Consider the following 20738-nt stretch of genomic DNA (forward strand, 5'->3'; position numbering starts at 1 on the left):
ACCCAAGCAGTATACATTTCGATGTCGAAATATATTGATTGGGTTAAAACATAATACAACGATTATACGAACTAGCTAACCGATTTGTGATTTAATTTTTCTTTGCTTTGGTAATTTGTATACAAAATAGTATAGAGTCCGACACTAATACCGCCAATAAACGCATATAAAACCGAAATTATGCTCGAGCTTACGTAGTCACCAAGAATGATGAAAAACGAGCCGATCAACATGGCACCACGAAGCCGCAAAGCGTTGACTGCAATATATTGGCTTCGTTTCTTCTCATCGATTAACGTCGCCAGAAGTGACTGATGAATTGGAACATACATCAATTCACCAATAGTGAAGATAAACGTTGCAATGAGTAAGACATAAAAATTATTACTCCACGCTAGAAGTGAGAATCCGAGCGCAAAAATAATGGAACCGATATACAATACATATTGTTCCTTTTGATTATTCATCATCTTCAGCATGATAGCACCAAGTACAACAACTAATATTGTGTTCTCAATTCTCAAGTACCCTAACATCTGTATACCGTCAATTTTCGTTTCATGTGAAAAGGGAAGCACGAACGGTTTGAAATCGGTGTTCAGTTTCACTGAAATGTAGTTAGTCAGCTGAAACTCAAGTCCGAGCATCAACGTTCCAGCTAATAGATAGATTAAAAATATACGATCCTTTAAAACATCAAAATAGCCATAAAACAAATCTCGAAAAGAGAGTTTAGTCGGAATGCTTTTAAATGTATGTGTTTCGATAATGAACACCTGTATGAGAGCGCAGCAGATAAGAGAAGTAAATGCTGTTGCAAGTAGAAGTTCAAAGAAATGGTCGGCATAGAATAATGATCCGATTAAGCTACCCATGGCGATTGATAAATTGATTGACCAGTAATTGATACTGTACAACATTTTGCGTGTCTTATCTGTGCTAACGTCCATCAAGATCGCCTCATTCGCAGGTGTGATCAATCCAATCAAGATGTTCGTGAATAAAAAAGTAACGAACGTCAATTCCGCATTGGAAAAGACGGGTGAGTTACATAAAGCCATCAGTAAAACAGAAAAGAATCGTAAGAGTTCGCCGCGAAATAAAACAAGCTTCCGTCCTTTGACATCGGATAGATATCCGCCATAAAAGCTAGAAATGAGCGAAGCGATGATAACGATCACCATTAATATCCCAGAAATTTTTAATCCGAATTGAGTCGAAAAATAAATAGCCATAAATGGGAAAATCGCCATTTGGGTGACCTTTTGAAGAAAATTAATCAAAATGCGGATCTTGATGTTGATATGTAGTTCTCTCAGTCGCATACATGATCCCTCCTTAAGTTGTACATCTTTCATCACTAACTATAAGAGGGATCAACAGCGATATGTTGACTAGAACGACGTAAATAATAGTTACCCCATGTAAATAGAAAGGTATCAACATGATTCGAATAACATAGGTGACTTAAGATAGTGTGCCAAGTGAGTTGTCTACAAAGATTTCTCCACGTGCATGCAATGATAGAAAATATTCCCCTAAATCTCGATACTCTGGGCAATCTAACAACTGCTGACAAATCGAAACGTCGTGACGAGCATCTATCCGTGAGAATAGATCAAGACTACTTCGAATTAATATATTTCCCGTGTTCTCGTTTCCTAATAATTTTTCCAAGACGCCATAAAGGCTGTAGTAGAGAGCTCGCGAATGAACAAGATTTTTATCCTCTAATACCTGGACAGCACGGATAACAAATTGCTTGGCATCCTCGTATTGCTTACTCCGTAAATGGATGATGGCGAATTCTTCAAGAACGGAAGCCTCCTTAAAAGGATTACGTCCTTGATATAAGTCATATAACTGTTGAAGATGCTCGACGGTATATTCGATCGAGTTGTTGCGGTCATTCAGGATCAATAAGTTTTGAAACGCAATTTGTGCACCTGCTTGATCGCCTATATCCTCGAAGCCTTGAAGGGATAAGTTCGTATAGTGTAGCGCTTTCTGTTCTTGCCCAGTAAGTGAGTAAGTTTTTCCTAAACCAAGATAGATGTTTGCGCGTAAATCTTCGAAGTTTGTGTATTCCATATGCGCTAACGCTTCTTTGTAATGTATGTGCGCTTGAGGTATATCACCGAGTCGAAGATTCGTCGTACCTAGGAAGATCAGAGTTTGAGTTACTTCATATTGACACTTTTTTTGAGGACGACCATATAGCAAGGCAGAAGAATAATACCTTTTCGCTTCTAAAAATCGTTCCGTCCTAAAGAACGCCTTTGCAATAATCATATGAAGACGTACGATTAGAGATTTATCAGGATGATCAAGTAGCGATTGCTGTGCCTCTTTACGACGAAGGAGGATGTCCTCAAAAGCTTGATGCTCCGCAAATAAATCAAATAGACGTAAAAATGTAGTACCTAACAGATGCTTATCCTTCGATAGATGTAATACTTTATTCAGGAGCTTCACAGCAGGATCGAAATCCAAAAAGTCGTTATCAAGGCGATTTAGTATGGCGTAACAGATTTCTTCGTCTGTCTCTTCCACATCATCTGAAAAATAGTGTAGTGGTCTTCCCAATCGTTCTGCAAGTAGCGCTAATATTTTTGCAGAAGGAATAGCTTTTCCGCTTTCGATGATACTAATATAAGCACGGGAAAGGTCGTCCCCAGCGAGTTGACTTTGTGACATACCTTGACGAATGCGATCATTCTTTATCTTTAATCCAATCATGTTCTTTGTTCCTCCTATTTATTAACAGAATACATCATTTCTCTACAGTTAAAAAATGTTATTGTAATCTTGTAGGTACCAAAAACTGTACAGATGTATTACTTTATGCGTTAGGTACAAAACTTGATGCAACACATGTTTAAAATAGGCAAAATCTTAGCGGGAAGCTTTAAAAGATAAAATGTTATGCAATGCAGCGATTGACGTAACGATGCATTTCAAAGGTAACGTTCTAAAAACTGTACGTACAATGAAGGAGGAAGAACATGCTGGGATTACCGAATGGCGTGGTGACCATCGTTCCGTGGAATCGGGAGTGGTCATCTTATTTTGAACAAGAGCGAAAGTCTATCTTAGATACGATGAAGGATCATCATGTGATCGTTCACCATATTGGAAGTACTGCAATCAAGCACTTGGATGCTAAACCCGTTCTTGATATCGCAATCGAAGTCGAAAACTTCAGTGCAATTAAAGAACAAGTTCAGTTGCTGGAACAACTAGGATACCACTGCATGGGAGATCAAATCCTGCCAGACCGTTTTTATTTCATCAAGGGAGATCCCCGGACGCATCAAATTCATTTCTATCGTAGCGGAAGCTCGTTTTTACAAGAACAGTTGATCTTTCGAGATGCGCTCAGAGAAGATGATTCACTCAGGCAGGACTATCAAGAGTTGAAATACACATTAGCGACGTCCTTTGCCGAGGATAAACACACCTATGCTGCAAAGAAGACCGATTTCGTAAATCGTATCGTTGCACGTCGAAATCAGGATGAGCCGTCAGTTTAGAAAGGGGATGAAAAAGTTGAGACACCTTGAACGATTAAAACCGGGGGATGAGATCGGGATATTTTCACCGTCAGCTCCAGCTACCTATTCCAGTCCGAAACGATTCCAGCGTGCGAAAACATTTTTGGAGGCGAAAGGGTTCGTGATTGTCGAAGGAAAGCTGACCGGAAAACAGGACCATTATCGATCTGGAAGCATCAAAGAACGGGCGGAAGAACTGAATGAACTGATTCGAAATCCTGACATCAAATGTATCATGTCGACGATTGGTGGAATGAACTCGAACTCACTTCTCCCGTACATCGATTATGAAGCCTTCAAACAACATCCGAAAATCATTATCGGCTACTCCGATGTCACCGCGATTCTACTCGCGATATATACGAAGACGGACATTCAGACGTTCTATGGTCCAGCGCTTGTTCCTTCTTTTGGTGAATTCGAACCGTTCGTCCATCATACCTATGAGTACTTCAACGATTTATTGATTGAGGAACCATCGCTGCCGTACGAAATGAAAGTACCTCCGTACTGGACGGATGAGTTCGTGAACTGGGAAGAGAAGACGAAGGAAAAAGACCAGCGACGTAACGAATGGATTTGTGTTTACAAGGGAATTGCGACAGGACGAGTCATCGGTGGGAACTTGAACACTATCCAGGGGATTTGGGGAAGCGTGTATATGCCTGAGGTACGTGAAGGGGACATCCTCTTCATCGAGGACACGATGAAGACTGCTGGAGAAATTGAGCGTGCTTTCTCGCTGTTAAAAGTAAACGGTGTGTTCGACAAGGTTTCTGGAATCATCCTTGGGAAGCATGAACACTTTGACGATCAAGAGACGCAACGTAAACCATATGAGATCTTAATCGAGGTACTCGGAGAGACGAAGGTACCATTTTTAGCGGACTTCGATTGTTGTCATACCCATCCGATGTTGACGTTACCAATTGGTGCCACGATTCAACTGGATGCTATGAATAAGAAGGTGTTAATTCTCGACCGTTTCATATGATTTTCCTACCAGATACTAGCGTGTGCGTTTTTCCGAAAATAAGATGAAGGAGCGTTTTACATGAAACCAATCGAGAGAACGATAGCGTCATTACACAAGATGTATAAAGATGGTCCACGATATATTATGGGACGTTATGGAGAGAGTGGCGATTCTACTTGCACGCTTAACGATCCGTTGCCGGAGAGTGAAATAATTAATTTCATAAAAGAAGATTCTTTTTTCCTGCCGGAAGACTACATAAAGTTTCTCACCCTACACAACGGAGGTCGTTTATTTAGTACAGAGGTGGATACGAAGATTGAATTGTTTACGTTGCAAGAAATGCTTGAGTTTTCTGAAGAACAGCAAGCGGAAGACGGCATTCTTGAGGATGAACATTACTGGATCATCGGTCAACAAAATGAGTACTGGATTTTGATCGATAAGCTGAAGTGTCAGGAATCAGAAGGGCTGTTTAAAAAGTCATACATCATCATGCTTCATCCGTCCGATGGTATGGAGACGGCGTATCCCTTGAACATGAATTTCGAATCCTTCCTTGAATGTGCAGTGATCGCACAAGGCGATAACTTCTGGAATTGGCATGAGGATAGCGTGATGTACAGTGATGTTGATCACTATGATGAAATGGAAGTCGAGATGTAAAAGAATCTTGAAATACAAGTTGAAACCAGCCTGTCACTATAAATCTTATGAAGGGGAGGAAATATGGGAGAGATTGAAGTATTATATATTAAAAAAAATGATGAGAAAGAACTTGATATAGAATATTATGATATTAGAAATGAACTCTTAATGTATATGTTCCAAGATTTTTTGAACCAAAGTAGAAAAAAACTTCCTAAGTATAGTTCGCTTTATATCATTTTTTATGAGAATTTAACAGAAGAAGAGAAAAAAAGAATCATAATTGAAAATGGCGAAACACGGGAGTATTACTTTAAAGAAACTAACATAAATGAACTGAAGTCTAAAGACGATTTAGATTTTTTAATTGAAACTTTGAAAACTCTTCAAAAAGGCGTAATCGATTCAAAATTCAATGAGTTTTTATCTGGCGATGAGTTGAAAAAATTTGAAGATTATGTATTGGAAAAGAATTTCATATACGTGCAGAATATCGATAAAAGAAGCAATAAAACGAAAACAATGAAAGCTGCTCTGAAAGCAGAATTAACATCTGTAAATCTAAATTTAATCTTAGAGATCATGGATTTAAGGTCTCGGAAAATTGTATACAATAAATGTGTATTTGAATTGCCAACATCAGTTGTGAGCCCTTCAAAAAGTAAATTGAATCCCATTAGTTTGTACGGGTATGAACTGTATTGGGAAAACGACAACACGATTGACATCATCATAAATACAGTAGGAGATAGATTACGAACAAAAATTTATCGGAAGAGTGACGGAAATTTTTTGAGTAAACAACAAAGAATAAAGATGTAATAACGCTTCTGCATTTAGCAAGTGTGTAGGTACGATTTAAATTTAGACGTGCAAAAATACCATGTTTTATGATGGAGTTTACTACCAATGAAAAAGTAGAGTCATTTTAGATTTATAGGAGTGAACAGTGTCGTGTTGGTGAGAGAAAGTATACTGAACCGTTTCATTGTGCTGTCACTTCCATTTTGTATTCTCTAGACTGTTTCAGCTTCTGTCATTAACCAATTAAATTACTGATTTCAGTTATGATCTTACATAGTCTAACTCCGAAATATTTTCTATTTCTCTAAACCATACAATCGCTTGATTGTATATCATGGGCTCTGCTTCAGTATAGTACATGGATACTCTAGTCAACAGTTCTCTATATGCAACTAGTTCATATTTGTCAATTTAACTTAGAATACGTTGACGTGATGCTTCGATAGTCCTCTAAGATCTTTGAGTCGCGTCAACCACATACGATTGGTCATGACAGTTCGTCCTCATTATCCCCTAACAATTAACCCCAAAAATTCATTAAAACACCTCTCCTTTTAAAATAATCAATTATAATAATATAATATTACATCCTAAAAGCTATTTTTTACTAATTGATTAGTAGAAAAAAGTTAATGTAAGGTGCGTTCATCCACTTATGATGTTTTAGATGAGTGAATAGATTGAGATATGTAAATTGTAGTAATCATTAGAAACGAGGATATTATGAAAACAAAGAAGCGTTTAATGAATGCCTTTCCAAAAGTATTAAGACAAGATGTCAAAGTGGTTATCGATCAAATGGATATAAAGTGGTTTCAAAATGAACTTTCCAATATGTCTTTTAGTGCCTTGCTTGAAAATGGGGAAGTTTTAACTATTCCTGAAAGAATCTATTTTAATGAAGTGTCTGAGGAAACCTATCGTCAGTTTGCTCCCTTGCAACAATCTATACTCTGTTGTATTTATTCGAGACACCACGACGGCTTTGTAAGAGAAAAATATATAATGAAGTTGGATAACCTCTTACAAGTAGAGGATTGGATGATTCCCTATCTAATCAAATTCCTTGGTGAGGGTGTCATAGAATTGTTATATAGCGTTAATCAGGTATTCGAAAAGATAGATAAGAATAAGCTAAATGCGTTTACATCTCAAAATGAAGCGTTCGTTCAAAAAGTAGAAAGCCAAATGATTAGTTATTGGAATGAATACTATAGAGAAGAGTTTCCTTCTCTATGGGGTGACGAATACATAGGATTTAGAATTTTTAAAATGTACTTATGAAAGGGTAGCACTTATATGAAAAAATTCAGAGGTAAAAAAAGATACTTTCGCAACTTAAAAAAAGAGACAGTACTCGAGACGCACAATTTATACTTTAGCGACGATAGTTGGTTCGATTTTTGGCATACCCATCTTGATTTTTATGGACGCGGAAATGAATCCATACGGTACAGAAAGCTTCATCTTCAAGCATCATATGATCTAATGATGAAATTGAATGCTAGGCTACATGAATGGGATCAACCATTTCAGATTTGGATGGAAATTTCGCAACATGACGCTGCACTAGATGCCGTATACGTGCATTCGTTTAATCCGAACGAGACATCGTTTCCGTTTGAGCATAAGGCGTTGCAACCGTTTCAAGAGACTTTACCTGACAACTTGACCGGATGGTTTAATGCGGATGCATTCATGGTCAGCTATTACGTAGAAGAACAGGAATGGGACGAAGCGGATGACGATGACAACCAATCCGTTCACGAGGTTGGAGCGTTATACGATAAAAAAATCGTCATCCAACCGAAAGACAATCACATGTATGCGTTAAAGTCGAATATACACTAAGCGCTATATATAAGATTTAATTCGTTTAAAAGGAGGAGTACACGTGTCGCGATATGCATTGAATGACTATGCTTTTCAAGGGGAGCTAAAGAAGGTCCGGAAAGCGATCAAAAACGGAGCGGAGATCGATTTGCTGGATGAGGAAGGATACAGTCCGCTACACTGGGCGATTCAAGAAGGGTATCTGGATATTGTCCGGCTTTTGATTGAGAGCGGCGCTGATCTTGAAAAACAGAATCGGGAGGGGTTCTCACCCTTACATATCGCGCTTTTAGATAATCAAACGGAGATCGCGATTAAAATCATTCAGCAAGGAGTATCATTCGAGATCGATACGGATGGGTACAATGCGTTGCACGTGGTTGCGAGTAAAACTGGCAATTCAAAAATTCTTAAGGCGCTCGCTCGCGAAACACAATACATCAATCGATTTGATGGGGATGGAGATGGATACGCGCCACTTCACTATGCGGCACAAGAAAATAAAGTGAAGTGTATCAACGTATTACTTCAAGCCGGAGCGGATGTGAATTTGCGCACGGTACATGGATTCACTCCGTTACACACTGCAGCAGGAGAAGGACATGTAAAAGCCGTAAAAGCACTGATTGAGGGACAGGCGGAAGTGGAAGCTGAAAACCCGCTTGATAGTCACGCGACGCCGCTGATGTTAGCAGTTAGTTATGATCACGCTAAGGTCGTTCACGAATTACTACAACACGGAGCAGATCTGAATCATCAGGATGCCAATGGAAAAACGGTCATTGATTATGCGAAAGAATATAAAAATAAAAAAATCCTCAAACTCTTCGATGGAATGCGTTGATGGATTCGTAGGTCCTCTTCTCTTAACGATATATTAAGTTCAAGCGTATGGACTATTAGAGTACCGACACATACTTCACCTCTTCTGTTTATCACATGCTAAACTCAAGCAATTTATTACTAAGTAAAGGAATGATTTGAGTGTGGAAGGCAATAGTGTTTAATTCTGTTTGGATGGGGATCACGCTTCCTATTCTTTTGAGTATAGTTTTTACAATTTTATACCCTATAATCGCTTTTGATATGAGTGATATTCTCATGATTGTCGTTGCGTTAATCATTGGCATAATTGATATTTACTTAGGACATCGGATATGGACATGGATCGAAGGAAAGTACTTCAAACAAAATCGTTACATGTGAAGGCTGCCTAACGATTGGACACGCTAATAAAAGTACCTTTATCGTTTTACGTTACTATGAGATGGCTTCGGTATTTGACCGGAGTCATCTTTTATAATTTCCAGAACTTCATGTGTCACACTATCCTTCACGCAAGAAAAGTATGACGTTTAACTAGGTTGATACGGAAATATACACAGAATGTATCGTTTTTTTTTTCGATCGATTCCAACATAAAGTAGTGTTCCTCTTGAAGAAAAACACCATCTATTCGTAAACACTTTTCTTTTCTAAATTAAAAACATACATTATATCAATTTTTAAATAAAAAATTCCAAAAATGTATCGTGAAACATATAATATATGGTAGAGCGTATTTTTTAAAAAGAACATTTCCTTTATGTCATGAAATGAGGATATAAAAATATGAATTACATAGAACACTTAGAAGCCCATTGTGGTGAAAGTACTGGTCACCTTGAAATGGAAGAATTACAAGATCATGCGATTCAATTGTTGCAGTTTCAAAATGCACCGTTTGCGAATGCGAATACCGTGACATCACTTGGATTATTGCATCACCCATTGCAATTCGAGAACGGTGCTGTTATCCATCAAGAAGTGATGCTATCTGTCATGCAACAAGATGCCGAGTCGGATTTAATTGAATTGATCTATCGCTTGACGCTGGAAGCATTAAAGACTGGACACGCTTATGATTTAGGCGAGTACTTACCGATGCCGGATGGGTTGTTATCGAAGTACGATTTCGCTGCCCTATACGTAGCGACACCGTTCTACTTTGAAGAATCATTTCAAGTCTATAAAGGGAATGCGGCGTTCGGGGAACCGGAGACGGTGCTACCGGTCTGGTTCGTACCCATCTATGCTTCGGAAGTCGCATACATCGAACAATACGGCGCTGAGAAATTTATTGAGATGTTATATGAAACTGAGATGCAATTGCTTAATTTAAAACGTCATCCGATCGTGGAAGACAATGAAGAAATTGAAGAATCGATTTTTAACAGGGAGGTATTCGTTTGCGAATGCGAAATTAACGACTCCCTTTTTGAAGACGATATCCAACGACCATTCGTACTAAATGGACCGCTAGCGAAAGCGTATCACATGAGTGTTGAATCGGGAGAACAAGGCGATACAGCTCAAAACGAAACTTTCCTGTTTGATATTCTAAATCATCAAAATCGTTTTCCGATCTACGCGACCTTTTTTGCTTTTGAAGAGGAAGACAAAGACAACAGAGCTTTCTTCTCGCAACATCATATGTCGTTCACTTCACATGTCTTGTCTAGACAGAAACAAACGAACGGTTGGTTACGTGGAAAACGAACATCGACAAGTGAGAGTCATTTTTTCACGGTAAAGATTGAAAATGCTAGGATGCTCGAACTCATCCTTGAACACGCTTATAGAGTTGCGTCGATGAACGAACTGTTCATGTTTTCGTATTCCGATCGCTTGTCGATTCAACAAGAGGTCGAAACAACGTACCGAAAAACACGTGTCTTAGAAGATCGGTTCGTTTATCCGGAAGATACGACCGTCGTGATTGTCGGCCATGATGGAACAATGCTTTATCTGCTCTCGAACGAAGAACAATTCGCCTATGATCTTCGGACGGACTGGGCGAAACGACTACGACAACAGTTACCGAACGATACGGTGATTCGCCAGCTCAATGGAGAAATGTTCGCGGATTTATAAGAACGGGAGGGAAGTCATGCAACTCATCAAACCAATGAACGGTCAAAATCATTTTTGGCTGTTTGAAAAGGATGGACGGACACTCTACACGTTTCACGGCATCATGGGAGAGAGATTGAAAGAACCAATGAGCGAGCAAAAGTTCTCGCGCTTTTTTAATCTGGATGCCTACATTCGAGAACTCGTAGCTGAGAAAGAAAAGGACGGATACTCGGTCGTTCAAGAAGCGGATTACCACGAAGTTGTCGTCGAGATCTTTTGTCAGGATACAGAGTATGACGTCATCTTTGAGCATTGTTCGAGCATTGAAGAAGACCTCAACGGTTTTCTTTTTGAAATCGGCAATGGGTATTTTGTTGAAGATGAATTTGGTCCAGAAGCAATCGAATTTGTCCTTCATATCTTGGAGCCGTCTTATATTGTTGAATCCGTCATTGATTATTTTAAGGACCAGTTTAATCTGAAGAAAATCCGAATGGGGCAGGCAAAAGTTCATTACGGCAGACGATTGACCGGGCTTTATCCCGCAGGAAAGAATTTTAACCGGAAAAATTGAACGATGACGACACAGATAGGAGGAACAGTATGAACGAACTGACAATCGACGAATACTCTTTTCAGTCGAAGAGTATCCAACGTATGCTTCAGACATCCGAAATCAACGTGCTTGGTCCATTGCAAACTATTTACGAAATCATGTGTTATGACCATACAGTAGGTAGTTTTACCAGTGAATTGACGGAGGAGGTATTGTATGGCACGCTAGTTCGCTTCAATCATTTTCCTGTATATATCACGACTAATTTTGATGAGATTCGAGAAGATGAAATGGACCTCTTAGAGCGTTTAAAATTGCGACCATACATATGCCATGAACATCCACGGTACGAAGGCGATCAGCGACGTACCAGTTTTTACTGTTGTATCGAAGTGTTGAATGCGAATGATCTGTGTTTCGTCTTAAAAGAGTCCTTTTTTCGAGCTGCTTATAGTGAAACGTTCCTCATCACGTTCGCACGACCCACATATGAGTTGAAGACTTCTGGGAGATGGATCTTTAAGGAAGCGAAATACACGCATGTAGTTGATGCACGTGATGGATTACCGATCATCCTTCCGTCGCATGATGCGTTCGGCTTCATGTGGTTTTCGAATGGAGATGTCTTTCAAACCGTCGATCAGCTAAAAGCGATTTTACCAACGGATTATCAAATTGATTAAGCACTAAATACCTACAAATAATTTAATTTAAAATCAAAGGAGTCATACAGAATGACATATCAAAGTGGATTACCTGGCGTTACGGAAGAGAGACTACAAGAAGTAGAGGCAGTACTCGACTTCGAGCTTCCGAAAGAACTACGAAACTGGTACAAGCGCGAAAACAAGTTCAATGTCGGTGAATGGGAGTTTCATCCGATCAAGGACGAGCAGTATATCAAGCGGACATGGGACGACCTTGTTCGTATCAATTTGACAGATGCAGAAGAGTATCCAGAAGGGTTCTTGCGGATTGCGGCGGACGGAACAGGTGACGAACTCGGATATCAGTTACCGGACACAGAGACGATCGTCTTGTGGGACCACGAAGAACAAGAACTATTTCCGGTAGCACCGACGTTGAATGCGTTCGTTGAAAAGGAACAACAAATGGAACAGAGTGCGGAACAAGCAGAAGACTTCTTACAGACGGTTGTTGAGACGGGTGCTGTCTATGGTCTATCGAAGTTGGAACAGACGGGCTGGGCGTACTGTCCGTCTAATCAAGAGGAAACGGACGTCCTGTTATTCTTTTCGACGGAAGCGGCGGCAAAAGCACTGCAGACGAAGGAATGGGCGGACTATCATCTGATTCGATTGGATTTGGAATTGTTTATTAACGGTTGGTTACCGAACATGATCGATGACGGACTGTATTGTGGCTTGAACTGGGGACCGGAGCTCGTCGGACTTGAGTTGGGTCCAGAAGACGTCCTAGCAGATCTAGAGGGTTAACATGATTCAGACACTCAGTAAACAGGTGGATGGCATTACGTACTTTTGGTACTTGTATCGTGATGGTCGAACAATCCAGACCTATCACGGTGTCACCGAGCAATGGAAGCTTGATCAAGATGTCAGCGATGAGAAGGAAGAACAGTACTCGACGAGGCGTCAAGCGAAACGACGGATGGAGGAACTAATTGCTGAAAAGCAAGCGGAAGGATACAAGCAGGATGATATTTACGGGATACAACCCGGACGAAAGGAACGCGAGAAGTTTCGACGACGGACGTCCTGGTTCGCCTATATCCTTATGGGACTAGGTCTGTTTCAGTTCGTGACACCGTTCTCTGTCTTACCAATTGTAGTGTTTGGAATGGGTATTCCCTTGATGTTTTTAGCTTTTATCGGTAAAGGTTATCTTCCTACATGGCTTCGAATTGTCTGCTTCATTAGTTACTTTTTCATGCACGTGATTCATCAGCAGGAATCGTACATCCCGTATCTTTTCCCGGTTCTTTCGATAGGCACGGGAATACTATTATGGTTTCATCTTCGAAAAACGAGACAACAAATGAAAGTGGAGCAATGACATTTTTAAAAGGAGATGAAACATGTCGCTTCTAGATAAGTTATTACAAGACCCTATCGTTTCTGATCTACCACGTCTTCACACCGCTCTTCTTGCCAAAAATCGTGGCTTACGCAAAGAGTGGTTAGTACATATGGATAGATTCATTGAAGAAGCGAATACGTGGAACTTCGAGCGACAGCGGACGTTTGTGAGTTGGTTATTATCTACCTGTGAAGGAGAGACAGACGCTTCGTTCCTCTTGATTCATCCGCTAAAAGAACGTCTTCTAAAACCGACTTTGAAGAAGTGGATGAAAGAGTTGCCGGATGACGTCCGACCATATCGCTGGTATGGTCTTTTCATTGATGAAGATGACCGTTACATCTACTTACAAGAAGCGATTACACGTGGGGGAAGACGGGAGCAGTTAGCGATCGAGAGAATGATTGATCATCACTTGTATGGACTTTGGTATTCTTTCCACCATCTCGATGAAGACTTGTATTTAGGAGAAATAAAAGAGGATGCAGCAACCTTAACAGAAGCTTGGTTACTAATCGAGCAACTCGATGATGCGGTTTTGAAATCGGAATGTATTAACGAATGGAAGAAGATGAATCAAACCTTAACGTATTGGATTCGTTTCCGGCAAGAGCAAACCACCGGATTCATGGAGTGGCGGATGCAACAAGAATCAAAGGATTGAGTTTGATTAATCCGATGGCATTAGCAAGTTAGAAATGTCTTCTCCGTTATATTTAAGAAAGAGGTATTTAACATGAAAAAACTAGGCGCGTTTACAAGTCACAAAGGGAATTTGATTGTCTCGGATCCTGCTTTTCTTGAGCCGGATGTAGAATACAACGTGACAATTCCAGTTGAACAAGGTTCGATTTGGACGGTCTTCTATGACGAAGATGAGTTCGAATCAATCAATTTGCTTTACCTAACAATGAATGAAGAAACGAAGATGAATCCATCCGATTTCGAGCCGTTATCCGATCTAGTCGTCGTCGATTCAGCGCAGCTCGTCGTCATGAACACAGCGGATTACGGGAGACGGGAAGCCATCGACTGGGAGATTCGAAATACGCTAGAGTTCGACGAAGAGATCGACCCGTTCTATATCGCAATCTCAGATGAAATGATGGAAGACGAGATCTTCTTGTTTCCGTTCGGTGTCGCCGTTCAGTTAATGGGGGACGGACACTATGAAGTCCTTGTCCGAAGGGAAAACGGTAACATGACAGGGATTGCGATCGTCCTCGGAGAACATGAGGCTTTTGAAGAACACGATGACGAGGAAGACGTGTCACTAGAAGACGTTGAAATGCCAATCATCAAGAAAGAAAGAAATCCATCAGGAGCTGATGATAGGTTTCTGGCGAATGTGCTAGCTTCCATGGAGAGATTCTATGGAAAAGACCACAAAAAACTAAATTACAGCATTCCAATCGAGGGGCAAAAGGTAAGGCATGAGCTTTGTTTGTATGATCGCTTACCAAAAATTCAAAGCTACCGAGTGTCCGTGGAGAGTCCTTGTCCGGAAGCCCGTATTCAAGCATTCGAGACTGATCATTTCGCAATTCCGAAGTGGTATAAAGAGATTTTGAGAGTCTGTAACGGTGTGCGTTTTTCCGAAGAGTTGAACTTAAACGGTATTCCGTTGACGAGCTGGAACGGGTTATCGCATGAGATCCAGGGCAATCTCTCGGACAGTCTCGATGAATACGCGTTAACCGAGTTCGATGCGATCCGTGACAAGTATTTCTTTTTTGGCTCGTCGTTTAGACAGGACGAATACTATGCAGTATTGAAAGAGCGTCCGGACGAAGCTGTCTATTGCTTCGACTATAGAACGTTAAAACTCAAACTGAAGGCAACGACTTTCCAAGATATCGTCCGTGATGCATGGCGCGCGTGTAATTTGAAAGCACTCCATAAAAGAATGTGAGGATGATTTCATGAAAATAATCTATTCCCATGAAGACTTACTCGCACTCGAAGATCCTTTTGAATATGAAGTAGGTCTGCCGATTCGCATCAGAGAACTTCCGACTTCCGTCATCGAAGAGGAGCTTCCGGATAGCCGCGAACAATTAGATCGTCTTCTAAAAGAGGGCTATACATTGGTCATTCAAAAACCGCGAATTCCCAACCCTCCCGTATTCGCAAGGTTATCCGTGATAGTGGAGAACACAGTCATGAAATTATATGTCTACGAGGCGAATCATTGTGAGGATGCGTTATGGGATGTTCTGTCCGAGAATGAATACAATCAGCACTGGTCATATTTTTTATTGAAAAAAATCGAAGGTGTCAGATTCGAATTGCCTTACACAAATGAAGCTCAAATTGCGCTGAAACTGTCTAATCTCAAAATAAATGAACTCGTACATCTACGATTTGAAACCAATCAAAGCGTGACATGTCAGTGGGACTAAACAATAAAAACAGTCATGGGACCGAAAAGATTGAATCTAAGGAGGAGTTGCATGATCCAACTGACAAAAAAAGGCGACTCCAGTACGCTCTACCAAACAATCTATACAGAGGGACGCCTCATCGTTCAACATCAAGGAATCGTTGGAGCGTGGGTGAAAGCAGAAAACGTAAAGCAAATGCGCGTCTCGCGCTTCAAACGATTAGGTGTACAGATTTTGCAGCTGATCGAGAAGTTTGAACGTCAAGGTTATCGCGAGCTGAACGAGACCGATTATACGGAACTGGTAGTCCAGTTTTCTTATGAAAAGGATCAGGAAGAAACAGCGCTCGAGCACCGTCACATGATGGAAGAAGTAATCAATGATGGTTTGCTTCATACGGGGAACGGCTACTGCGAAGGGGGAGATATCGGTAGTGGTACGACGAATATCTTTTACCATGTCCTTGATGTCGAGGCAGCCATTGTACTAATTTTTGAAGAAATGAAAGCACGCGATGTACAAGACGAACCAAAAATTGCAGTACAAGAAGGAGCAGCGTACACCGTTCTATATCCTCAAGGAGCGACGTTCGATTTGATTGGTGAAGGTAAACCATGGAGCTGGATTCCGATGACGCAAGCGGAGGACGAGAAGATATGGTACATCATTGATCAACAATTTCAATTCGCACCCAGTACGACAGTTTTCCCCTCATACCATGCCCCGAGTCCGTTCATTACATACGAAGTGGATTACGAGAAACGCGAAGAGATCGAGCAAATGCTAAAGCGTATTCTGACCGAGCTGACCGTCGAAGGAGAGCGCGTCATGGCACTCGATTGGAATCATCAAGGATACTGGATCGACCCAAGACGTTCGTTTCTTCGAAATGAAGAAGGAGACTGGATGATTCCAGCAGTTCCAGATGGCGATTATTCCTTTTTCATCGCTCGTGATTTCCGTTGGGGATACCTCGGTCACCCGTGGGAGGGGAGCATCACGTTGTTTGGAGAAGACATGATCTCTGCGTTCCAAGGAACGGAGATTTTTTTAAATGAAATCCGAAGAGGATAAAAGGAGGACAGGAAGTGAGAACACCATACGACAAGTATCACGGAACCGCATTATGGCAAATCATCTCGGAGACAATCAATGAGTTAGTCGACAATGATGATCTCGAAGAACGGACGACGCATGAACATATCGTGGGCTATATCTGTAGCAAACTAGAAGGTCTGATGAAAGATGAAAAATAAGAATAGGATGCTACTTGAACGAGGCGAGTGGATCGATGTGTTCCGGGAATTGCTACCACGCGACGATTGGCAAGACCTCGTCCGTTTTCAAGTGAGTCAGTATTCGTATCCGGTTGAAGTAAAGTTTCTGGAACGACCACTCAAGCAGAATCCACACATCGACGATTTTTCAGACTGGACGGTCCGATCTCACATGATTATGACCGACGACTCACAGCTTGAAAGATTTCTCGAACACCTTGTCATCGAACAGCAGGAAATGGCAACTAAAGTAGAAGTGACGCTCATTATCCAAAAACAAGGACAAGGAATCGTCCGAGTCACGAACGATTGTGTCTCGATGTATGGAGTCGCGTATGAGGAGCTTGATGACGTTGGAACAGAGTATGAGAACTTTTTCGATGCAGTTTTACCGAATGCCTCGTTTCCAGTCGAGGTCGTCTTTTGTGGTCGGGATGTTCTAGATAATGACGATTCGATTCACGTGATGACGTTGCACGACTCCAATTGGCAAGCGGTGTTGGAAGAACATGTATTGCATTTGCTGAATCGCAAGGAAGTGACATCAGGATTATTTTCGAAAGATGCACGTCCCGCACGGCAAACGCTTGAGGACTTCATGTCTGAATTCTCGTTATTGATGCCCTATAACTTCATCGTGACCCGCGATGCAACAAATCGATTTGGCATGCTCGATCACTTTTGTACGAATGGAAAGATCGCGCATTTTGGAAAGGTGAACGATGGAGAGACGTCTTTCAAGTAACGATGGAAACATCATACATTAGGAGGAAGCATAATGAGCTTAGCGTCATATATTTGTATGGAGAGACAAATTCCTGAGCAGTATCTCAATTTATATGAGGAAGATGAGACCGTTCCCTTATATATCGGTCCCTGTTTTGCGGATGAAGACTGTCTGTATGAAGTAAAAACGAAGCATTTTCACAAATGGTATGTATATGAAATTTCGAGCAACTGGGGCATCGAGATCGTTGAACCTTTTGATTCTGAAATTGCACTGGAGTCGAAAGAAAAGCTACGTTATCTGTTTACGTTCATGAATGACTTCTTAGACGAGGGTGAATCGTTCGAATTGTATACATGTTGGATTGGGGAAGAGTACTATCCAAAAGTAAAAAGTATGACACTATCTTTGGAACTTGATCAGTTAGAAGACATTGAGATTCCTGAAAGAACGCATATTTTGATCACGAAACAGAGTAAAAACTAAAAAGCCGCTGATCCACAGCGGCTTCAGTTTATTGGGTTCACCCTTGTGCATAGGCGATGTCTGCGATGGCATGGACCTGAGCAAGCGTCATCTCGGAATAGAATTCGATCGACAAAGGATGATCCGTCGGTTCGAGTTCAAAGAAAGGAAGTTGACCGGTTCCTTCATCATGGACCATCACTTTTAAGTTGACGGTATCCGGGTAAGCGGGTAGATCGCTTGAAAACCAGCCGAACATCGGCTCCTCGATGCGAGGACGTTTCTTTTCGATGAAGCGAGCGAAGTTTTCAGGGCTCAGGCTCACCCATGTAATCCACCAGAAGGGTTCGTCTTGTCCAGCAATCGGGAGTTCAAGAATGCCCTTCACGAAATAATGCGGACCGTCCAGTTCTAAGACACACCACGTATCATGCATCTCGCTTTTCGTTTCTTGCTCTTTCTCAGACATTTGTTCGTAGTAGACCGGTCCGAGTGTTTCATATTCAGTCGGGAGTTCGTCGTGGCGTTCGCCACAGATGGCGCAAGGCAGAAGTTTTTTCATTGGAATCACCTCTAAGTTGAGTTATGTATGTCTCGTTGTCGAACGTTAGAAGAGAGCATACTTGTAGTGTAACACCCGTTGGGAGAGAATCCTGATGGAGACCGTGACAATCCAGCGAAAGTGAGGGGATTAACGTGCAGATTTACATCGAAGAACAGCAAAATCATGCGAAGACGATTAAAGAATATCATCTGACACTAAAAGGACAAGACCGAATCGAATCCATTTTTTCATTCGAATATTATAATGATGACTCAAAGGAAGATGAAGTCATTTCGGACGAAGAAGTGTTAACGCAATTATTCACACGGTTGAATCGTTTTCCAATCTATCTCTCCTTTGGATTCCATGAACTGACGGATTTAGAAAAAGAAGATTTGCTGTCTACGGTTAAGCACAAACAATTACTGTATACAGAGACCTCAATCACTAAGCGTGAAAGATATATGACCGTCGAAGTGAATCAACCGACTGACTTATTGCAAATACTAGCGAAGACCATTTCAGTGGCTAGGAACAACGGCTACTATTTGATTGCTTTCACTGATGTATTGAAGTTTGAAACGAGGAGAGTAAGACGGTGGCTGATCAAAAAAGAGAGAGTAGTGCCAGTAATCGATATGACAAAACCGACGACATTTTTTAAAACCGGCTTTGATTTCGAGAATGTGCTGATCTTTTCGAATGAAACAGATTTCGATGCATTAGAAAAAATAGAAGCACTCTTTCCAGAAGATGAAATCGATCGGTAGTAGAGAGATTAAGAGGGGAGAGGGAACATGTTGGATGTCTATTTTGAGAAGCGTATGGATCACGCACAAGTGTTTAAGGACAGATACTTGTACGTTGATCGACCAGAACGTATCGACTTCATCTATTCGATGGGTTGTCTACCGGATATGGAAACTAAAAGCGACTATCAAGGCGATTCAAATCGAGTCTTGAAACAATTTTTGACGCGTCTCAATCGGTTCCCGATTTTCATCACGTTCGGTGGGAGTTTTACGGACGAGGAGGTCGAGCTCTTCTTTCAAAAGCACAATCTATCGTATACAAAGGTTCGACCAAACAAGAACCTATACTATCACGTTCAAGTGCATGATGCGACCGAACTTGAGTTGTTGCTAGATGAGACCTATTGGTATGGGGCTGTGAACGAAGACTTTTTTATATCCTTTACGAATCTCTTGACGTTTGAGCGGAGAATAATTAAGGGATGGTTTTTCAAAAAAGAACGTATCGTTCCCGTCATTCATGTGACGAAAGAGATGTCGTTCATCACGATGGAACATGATTTCATGGGCTATTATCTGTTTTCGAATGAACCCTGTTTTAATACCGAGGACAAGGTGAAAGCCATCTTTCCTGACGACGGTACCATTGAATTCTATTGATGAAACAAGCAGTTGGATGATGTAGATGGATCAAGCAGAATACGTGTAGGGATTTCCATGTTATACATCGATCTCGAAGAACATACGAATCATGCAAAAGTGATCAAAGACCGTTATCTCGATATTGATCAACCAGGTGCTATTAAGTCGATTTATTCGATGGGATGTCTTCCGAATGACGAGGAACGAGACTATCAACATGACTCCAATGAAGTACTGAAGCATTTTTTGACGCGTCTGAATCGCTTTCCGCTATTCGTCACGTTCGGTGGTGGTTTTACCAATGAAGAAGTGGAACCGTTTTTTCAGAAGGAGAACCTATGCTATACGAAGGTTCAACCAGATAAGAGCAGCACTTATTATAGCCTTCAAGTAAACGATGCGAGCGAACTTGAGCGTCTGCTGGACGAAACGTATTGGTATGCGACTGTGAACGATTTTTACTTTCTATCCTTTACGAATCTCCTGACGTTTGAGCGGAAAATGGTCAAAGGGTGGTTCTTTAAAAGAGAACTGATCGTTCCAGTCATTCGTGCGACGAAAGAGATGTCGTTCATCACAATGGAGCATGATTTCATGGGCTATTATCTGTTTTCGAATGA

At 41.0% G+C, this 20738-nt stretch carries 25 protein-coding genes; 22 read left to right on the top strand and 3 right to left on the bottom strand.

Features of this window, described 5'->3' with window-relative positions:
* Positions 1-71: 71 nt before the first annotated feature.
* Entirely contained in the window at positions 72-1325 is a 1254-nt protein-coding gene (locus F8N00_RS02225; protein WP_421017689.1) for an MDR family MFS transporter, read from the bottom strand.
* Between the two features lie 142 nt (positions 1326-1467).
* Positions 1468-2739 (bottom strand): helix-turn-helix domain-containing protein, encoded by a 1272-nt coding sequence (locus tag F8N00_RS02230; RefSeq protein WP_421017690.1) that lies wholly within the window; start codon positions 2737-2739, stop codon positions 1468-1470.
* Positions 2740-3005: 266 nt separating this feature from the next.
* On the opposite strand from F8N00_RS02230, the gene F8N00_RS02235 reads away from it, so the two are divergent.
* The 19 genes from F8N00_RS02235 (at position 3006) to F8N00_RS02325 (ending at position 18201) form a co-directional block, all read left to right on the top strand.
* A complete protein-coding gene (locus tag F8N00_RS02235; protein WP_055967558.1) occupies positions 3006-3533 on the top strand; it encodes a GrpB family protein in 528 nt (175 codons plus the stop codon).
* A gap of 16 nt (positions 3534-3549) precedes the next feature.
* Positions 3550-4548: a S66 family peptidase gene (locus F8N00_RS02240; protein ID WP_421017691.1), complete on the top strand. Its 999-nt coding sequence runs from the start codon at positions 3550-3552 to the stop codon at positions 4546-4548.
* Between the two features lie 60 nt (positions 4549-4608).
* On the top strand, positions 4609-5196 hold the full coding sequence (locus F8N00_RS02245) for an SMI1/KNR4 family protein (RefSeq protein ID WP_035397807.1): 588 nt from the start codon (positions 4609-4611) through the stop codon (positions 5194-5196).
* 63 nt (positions 5197-5259) lie between these two features.
* On the top strand, positions 5260-6000 hold the full coding sequence (locus F8N00_RS02250; protein WP_421017692.1) for a hypothetical protein: 741 nt from the start codon (positions 5260-5262) through the stop codon (positions 5998-6000).
* 705 nt (positions 6001-6705) lie between these two features.
* Positions 6706-7266: a hypothetical protein gene (locus F8N00_RS02255; protein ID WP_421017693.1), complete on the top strand. Its 561-nt coding sequence runs from the start codon at positions 6706-6708 to the stop codon at positions 7264-7266.
* 204 nt (positions 7267-7470) lie between these two features.
* Entirely contained in the window at positions 7471-7833 is a 363-nt protein-coding gene (locus F8N00_RS02260; protein ID WP_421017694.1) for a hypothetical protein, read from the top strand.
* A 43-nt stretch (positions 7834-7876) separates the two neighbouring features.
* Positions 7877-8659 (top strand): ankyrin repeat domain-containing protein, encoded by a 783-nt coding sequence (locus tag F8N00_RS02265; protein WP_421017695.1) that lies wholly within the window; start codon positions 7877-7879, stop codon positions 8657-8659.
* A 767-nt stretch (positions 8660-9426) separates the two neighbouring features.
* Positions 9427-10728, top strand: coding sequence for a suppressor of fused domain protein (locus F8N00_RS02270; RefSeq protein ID WP_421017696.1), 1302 nt, complete (start codon positions 9427-9429; stop codon positions 10726-10728).
* 16 nt (positions 10729-10744) lie between these two features.
* A complete protein-coding gene (locus F8N00_RS02275; RefSeq protein WP_421017697.1) occupies positions 10745-11284 on the top strand; it encodes a hypothetical protein in 540 nt (179 codons plus the stop codon).
* 29 nt (positions 11285-11313) lie between these two features.
* Positions 11314-11949, top strand: coding sequence for a hypothetical protein (locus F8N00_RS02280; RefSeq protein WP_421017698.1), 636 nt, complete (start codon positions 11314-11316; stop codon positions 11947-11949).
* A 51-nt stretch (positions 11950-12000) separates the two neighbouring features.
* Entirely contained in the window at positions 12001-12723 is a 723-nt protein-coding gene (locus F8N00_RS02285; protein ID WP_421017699.1) for a DUF2750 domain-containing protein, read from the top strand.
* Position 12724: 1 nt separating this feature from the next.
* A complete protein-coding gene (locus F8N00_RS02290) occupies positions 12725-13303 on the top strand; it encodes a hypothetical protein (RefSeq protein ID WP_421017700.1) in 579 nt (192 codons plus the stop codon).
* Between the two features lie 133 nt (positions 13304-13436).
* Positions 13437-13991 carry a hypothetical protein gene (locus F8N00_RS02295; RefSeq protein WP_421017701.1) on the top strand — a complete coding sequence of 185 codons (555 nt, stop codon included), beginning with the start codon at positions 13437-13439 and terminating at the stop codon, positions 13989-13991.
* A 72-nt stretch (positions 13992-14063) separates the two neighbouring features.
* A complete protein-coding gene (locus F8N00_RS02300; protein WP_421017702.1) occupies positions 14064-15239 on the top strand; it encodes an SMI1/KNR4 family protein in 1176 nt (391 codons plus the stop codon).
* A gap of 10 nt (positions 15240-15249) precedes the next feature.
* A complete protein-coding gene (locus F8N00_RS02305) occupies positions 15250-15729 on the top strand; it encodes a hypothetical protein (RefSeq protein WP_410756048.1) in 480 nt (159 codons plus the stop codon).
* A 51-nt stretch (positions 15730-15780) separates the two neighbouring features.
* On the top strand, positions 15781-16785 hold the full coding sequence (locus F8N00_RS02310; RefSeq protein ID WP_421017703.1) for a DUF2716 domain-containing protein: 1005 nt from the start codon (positions 15781-15783) through the stop codon (positions 16783-16785).
* Between the two features lie 14 nt (positions 16786-16799).
* Positions 16800-16967, top strand: coding sequence for a hypothetical protein (locus tag F8N00_RS02315; protein ID WP_167341064.1), 168 nt, complete (start codon positions 16800-16802; stop codon positions 16965-16967).
* A complete protein-coding gene (locus tag F8N00_RS02320) occupies positions 16957-17733 on the top strand; it encodes a hypothetical protein (RefSeq protein ID WP_421017704.1) in 777 nt (258 codons plus the stop codon). The genes F8N00_RS02315 and F8N00_RS02320 overlap by 11 nt, the downstream gene beginning before the upstream one ends.
* 33 nt (positions 17734-17766) lie before the next feature.
* Positions 17767-18201: a hypothetical protein gene (locus F8N00_RS02325; RefSeq protein ID WP_058265349.1), complete on the top strand. Its 435-nt coding sequence runs from the start codon at positions 17767-17769 to the stop codon at positions 18199-18201.
* A 37-nt stretch (positions 18202-18238) separates the two neighbouring features.
* Here the strand turns inward: F8N00_RS02325 and F8N00_RS02330 are convergent, their stop codons facing one another.
* Positions 18239-18742, bottom strand: coding sequence for a DUF2199 domain-containing protein (locus tag F8N00_RS02330; protein WP_421017705.1), 504 nt, complete (start codon positions 18740-18742; stop codon positions 18239-18241).
* Positions 18743-18876: 134 nt separating this feature from the next.
* On the opposite strand from F8N00_RS02330, the gene F8N00_RS02335 reads away from it, so the two are divergent.
* The 3 genes from F8N00_RS02335 to F8N00_RS02345 all read left to right on the top strand — a co-directional run.
* A complete protein-coding gene (locus tag F8N00_RS02335) occupies positions 18877-19494 on the top strand; it encodes a hypothetical protein (protein ID WP_421017706.1) in 618 nt (205 codons plus the stop codon).
* Positions 19495-19521: 27 nt separating this feature from the next.
* Positions 19522-20136, top strand: coding sequence for a hypothetical protein (locus tag F8N00_RS02340; protein WP_023468061.1), 615 nt, complete (start codon positions 19522-19524; stop codon positions 20134-20136).
* Positions 20137-20193: 57 nt separating this feature from the next.
* Positions 20194-20738, top strand: a 545-nt coding sequence (locus F8N00_RS02345) for a hypothetical protein (protein ID WP_421017707.1), incomplete at its 3' end; no start/stop codon positions are given.

The organism is Exiguobacterium sp. A1_3_1 (assembly GCF_048985645.1).
Lineage (GTDB): Bacteria > Bacillota > Bacilli > Exiguobacteriales > Exiguobacteriaceae > Exiguobacterium_A > Exiguobacterium_A indicum.

Bases quoted from the DNA above. Each gene is read 5' to 3' on its own strand.
- F8N00_RS02225 (WP_421017689.1), bottom strand. From the start codon at position 1,325: ATGCGACTGAGAGAACTACATATCAACATCAAGATCCGCATTTTGATT.
- F8N00_RS02230 (WP_421017690.1), bottom strand. From the start codon at position 2,739: ATGATTGGATTAAAGATAAAGAATGATCGCATTCGTCAAGGTATGTCA.
- F8N00_RS02235 (WP_055967558.1), top strand. From the start codon at position 3,006: ATGCTGGGATTACCGAATGGCGTGGTGACCATCGTTCCGTGGAATCGG.
- F8N00_RS02245 (WP_035397807.1), top strand. From the start codon at position 4,609: ATGAAACCAATCGAGAGAACGATAGCGTCATTACACAAGATGTATAAA.
- F8N00_RS02250 (WP_421017692.1), top strand. From the start codon at position 5,260: ATGGGAGAGATTGAAGTATTATATATTAAAAAAAATGATGAGAAAGAA.
- F8N00_RS02255 (WP_421017693.1), top strand. From the start codon at position 6,706: ATGAAAACAAAGAAGCGTTTAATGAATGCCTTTCCAAAAGTATTAAGA.
- F8N00_RS02260 (WP_421017694.1), top strand. From the start codon at position 7,471: ATGATGAAATTGAATGCTAGGCTACATGAATGGGATCAACCATTTCAG.
- F8N00_RS02270 (WP_421017696.1), top strand. From the start codon at position 9,427: ATGAATTACATAGAACACTTAGAAGCCCATTGTGGTGAAAGTACTGGT.
- F8N00_RS02275 (WP_421017697.1), top strand. From the start codon at position 10,745: ATGCAACTCATCAAACCAATGAACGGTCAAAATCATTTTTGGCTGTTT.
- F8N00_RS02280 (WP_421017698.1), top strand. From the start codon at position 11,314: ATGAACGAACTGACAATCGACGAATACTCTTTTCAGTCGAAGAGTATC.
- F8N00_RS02285 (WP_421017699.1), top strand. From the start codon at position 12,001: ATGACATATCAAAGTGGATTACCTGGCGTTACGGAAGAGAGACTACAA.
- F8N00_RS02290 (WP_421017700.1), top strand. From the start codon at position 12,725: ATGATTCAGACACTCAGTAAACAGGTGGATGGCATTACGTACTTTTGG.
- F8N00_RS02295 (WP_421017701.1), top strand. From the start codon at position 13,437: ATGGATAGATTCATTGAAGAAGCGAATACGTGGAACTTCGAGCGACAG.
- F8N00_RS02300 (WP_421017702.1), top strand. From the start codon at position 14,064: ATGAAAAAACTAGGCGCGTTTACAAGTCACAAAGGGAATTTGATTGTC.
- F8N00_RS02305 (WP_410756048.1), top strand. From the start codon at position 15,250: ATGAAAATAATCTATTCCCATGAAGACTTACTCGCACTCGAAGATCCT.
- F8N00_RS02310 (WP_421017703.1), top strand. From the start codon at position 15,781: ATGATCCAACTGACAAAAAAAGGCGACTCCAGTACGCTCTACCAAACA.
- F8N00_RS02320 (WP_421017704.1), top strand. From the start codon at position 16,957: ATGAAAAATAAGAATAGGATGCTACTTGAACGAGGCGAGTGGATCGAT.
- F8N00_RS02325 (WP_058265349.1), top strand. From the start codon at position 17,767: ATGAGCTTAGCGTCATATATTTGTATGGAGAGACAAATTCCTGAGCAG.
- F8N00_RS02330 (WP_421017705.1), bottom strand. From the start codon at position 18,742: ATGAAAAAACTTCTGCCTTGCGCCATCTGTGGCGAACGCCACGACGAA.
- F8N00_RS02340 (WP_023468061.1), top strand. From the start codon at position 19,522: ATGTTGGATGTCTATTTTGAGAAGCGTATGGATCACGCACAAGTGTTT.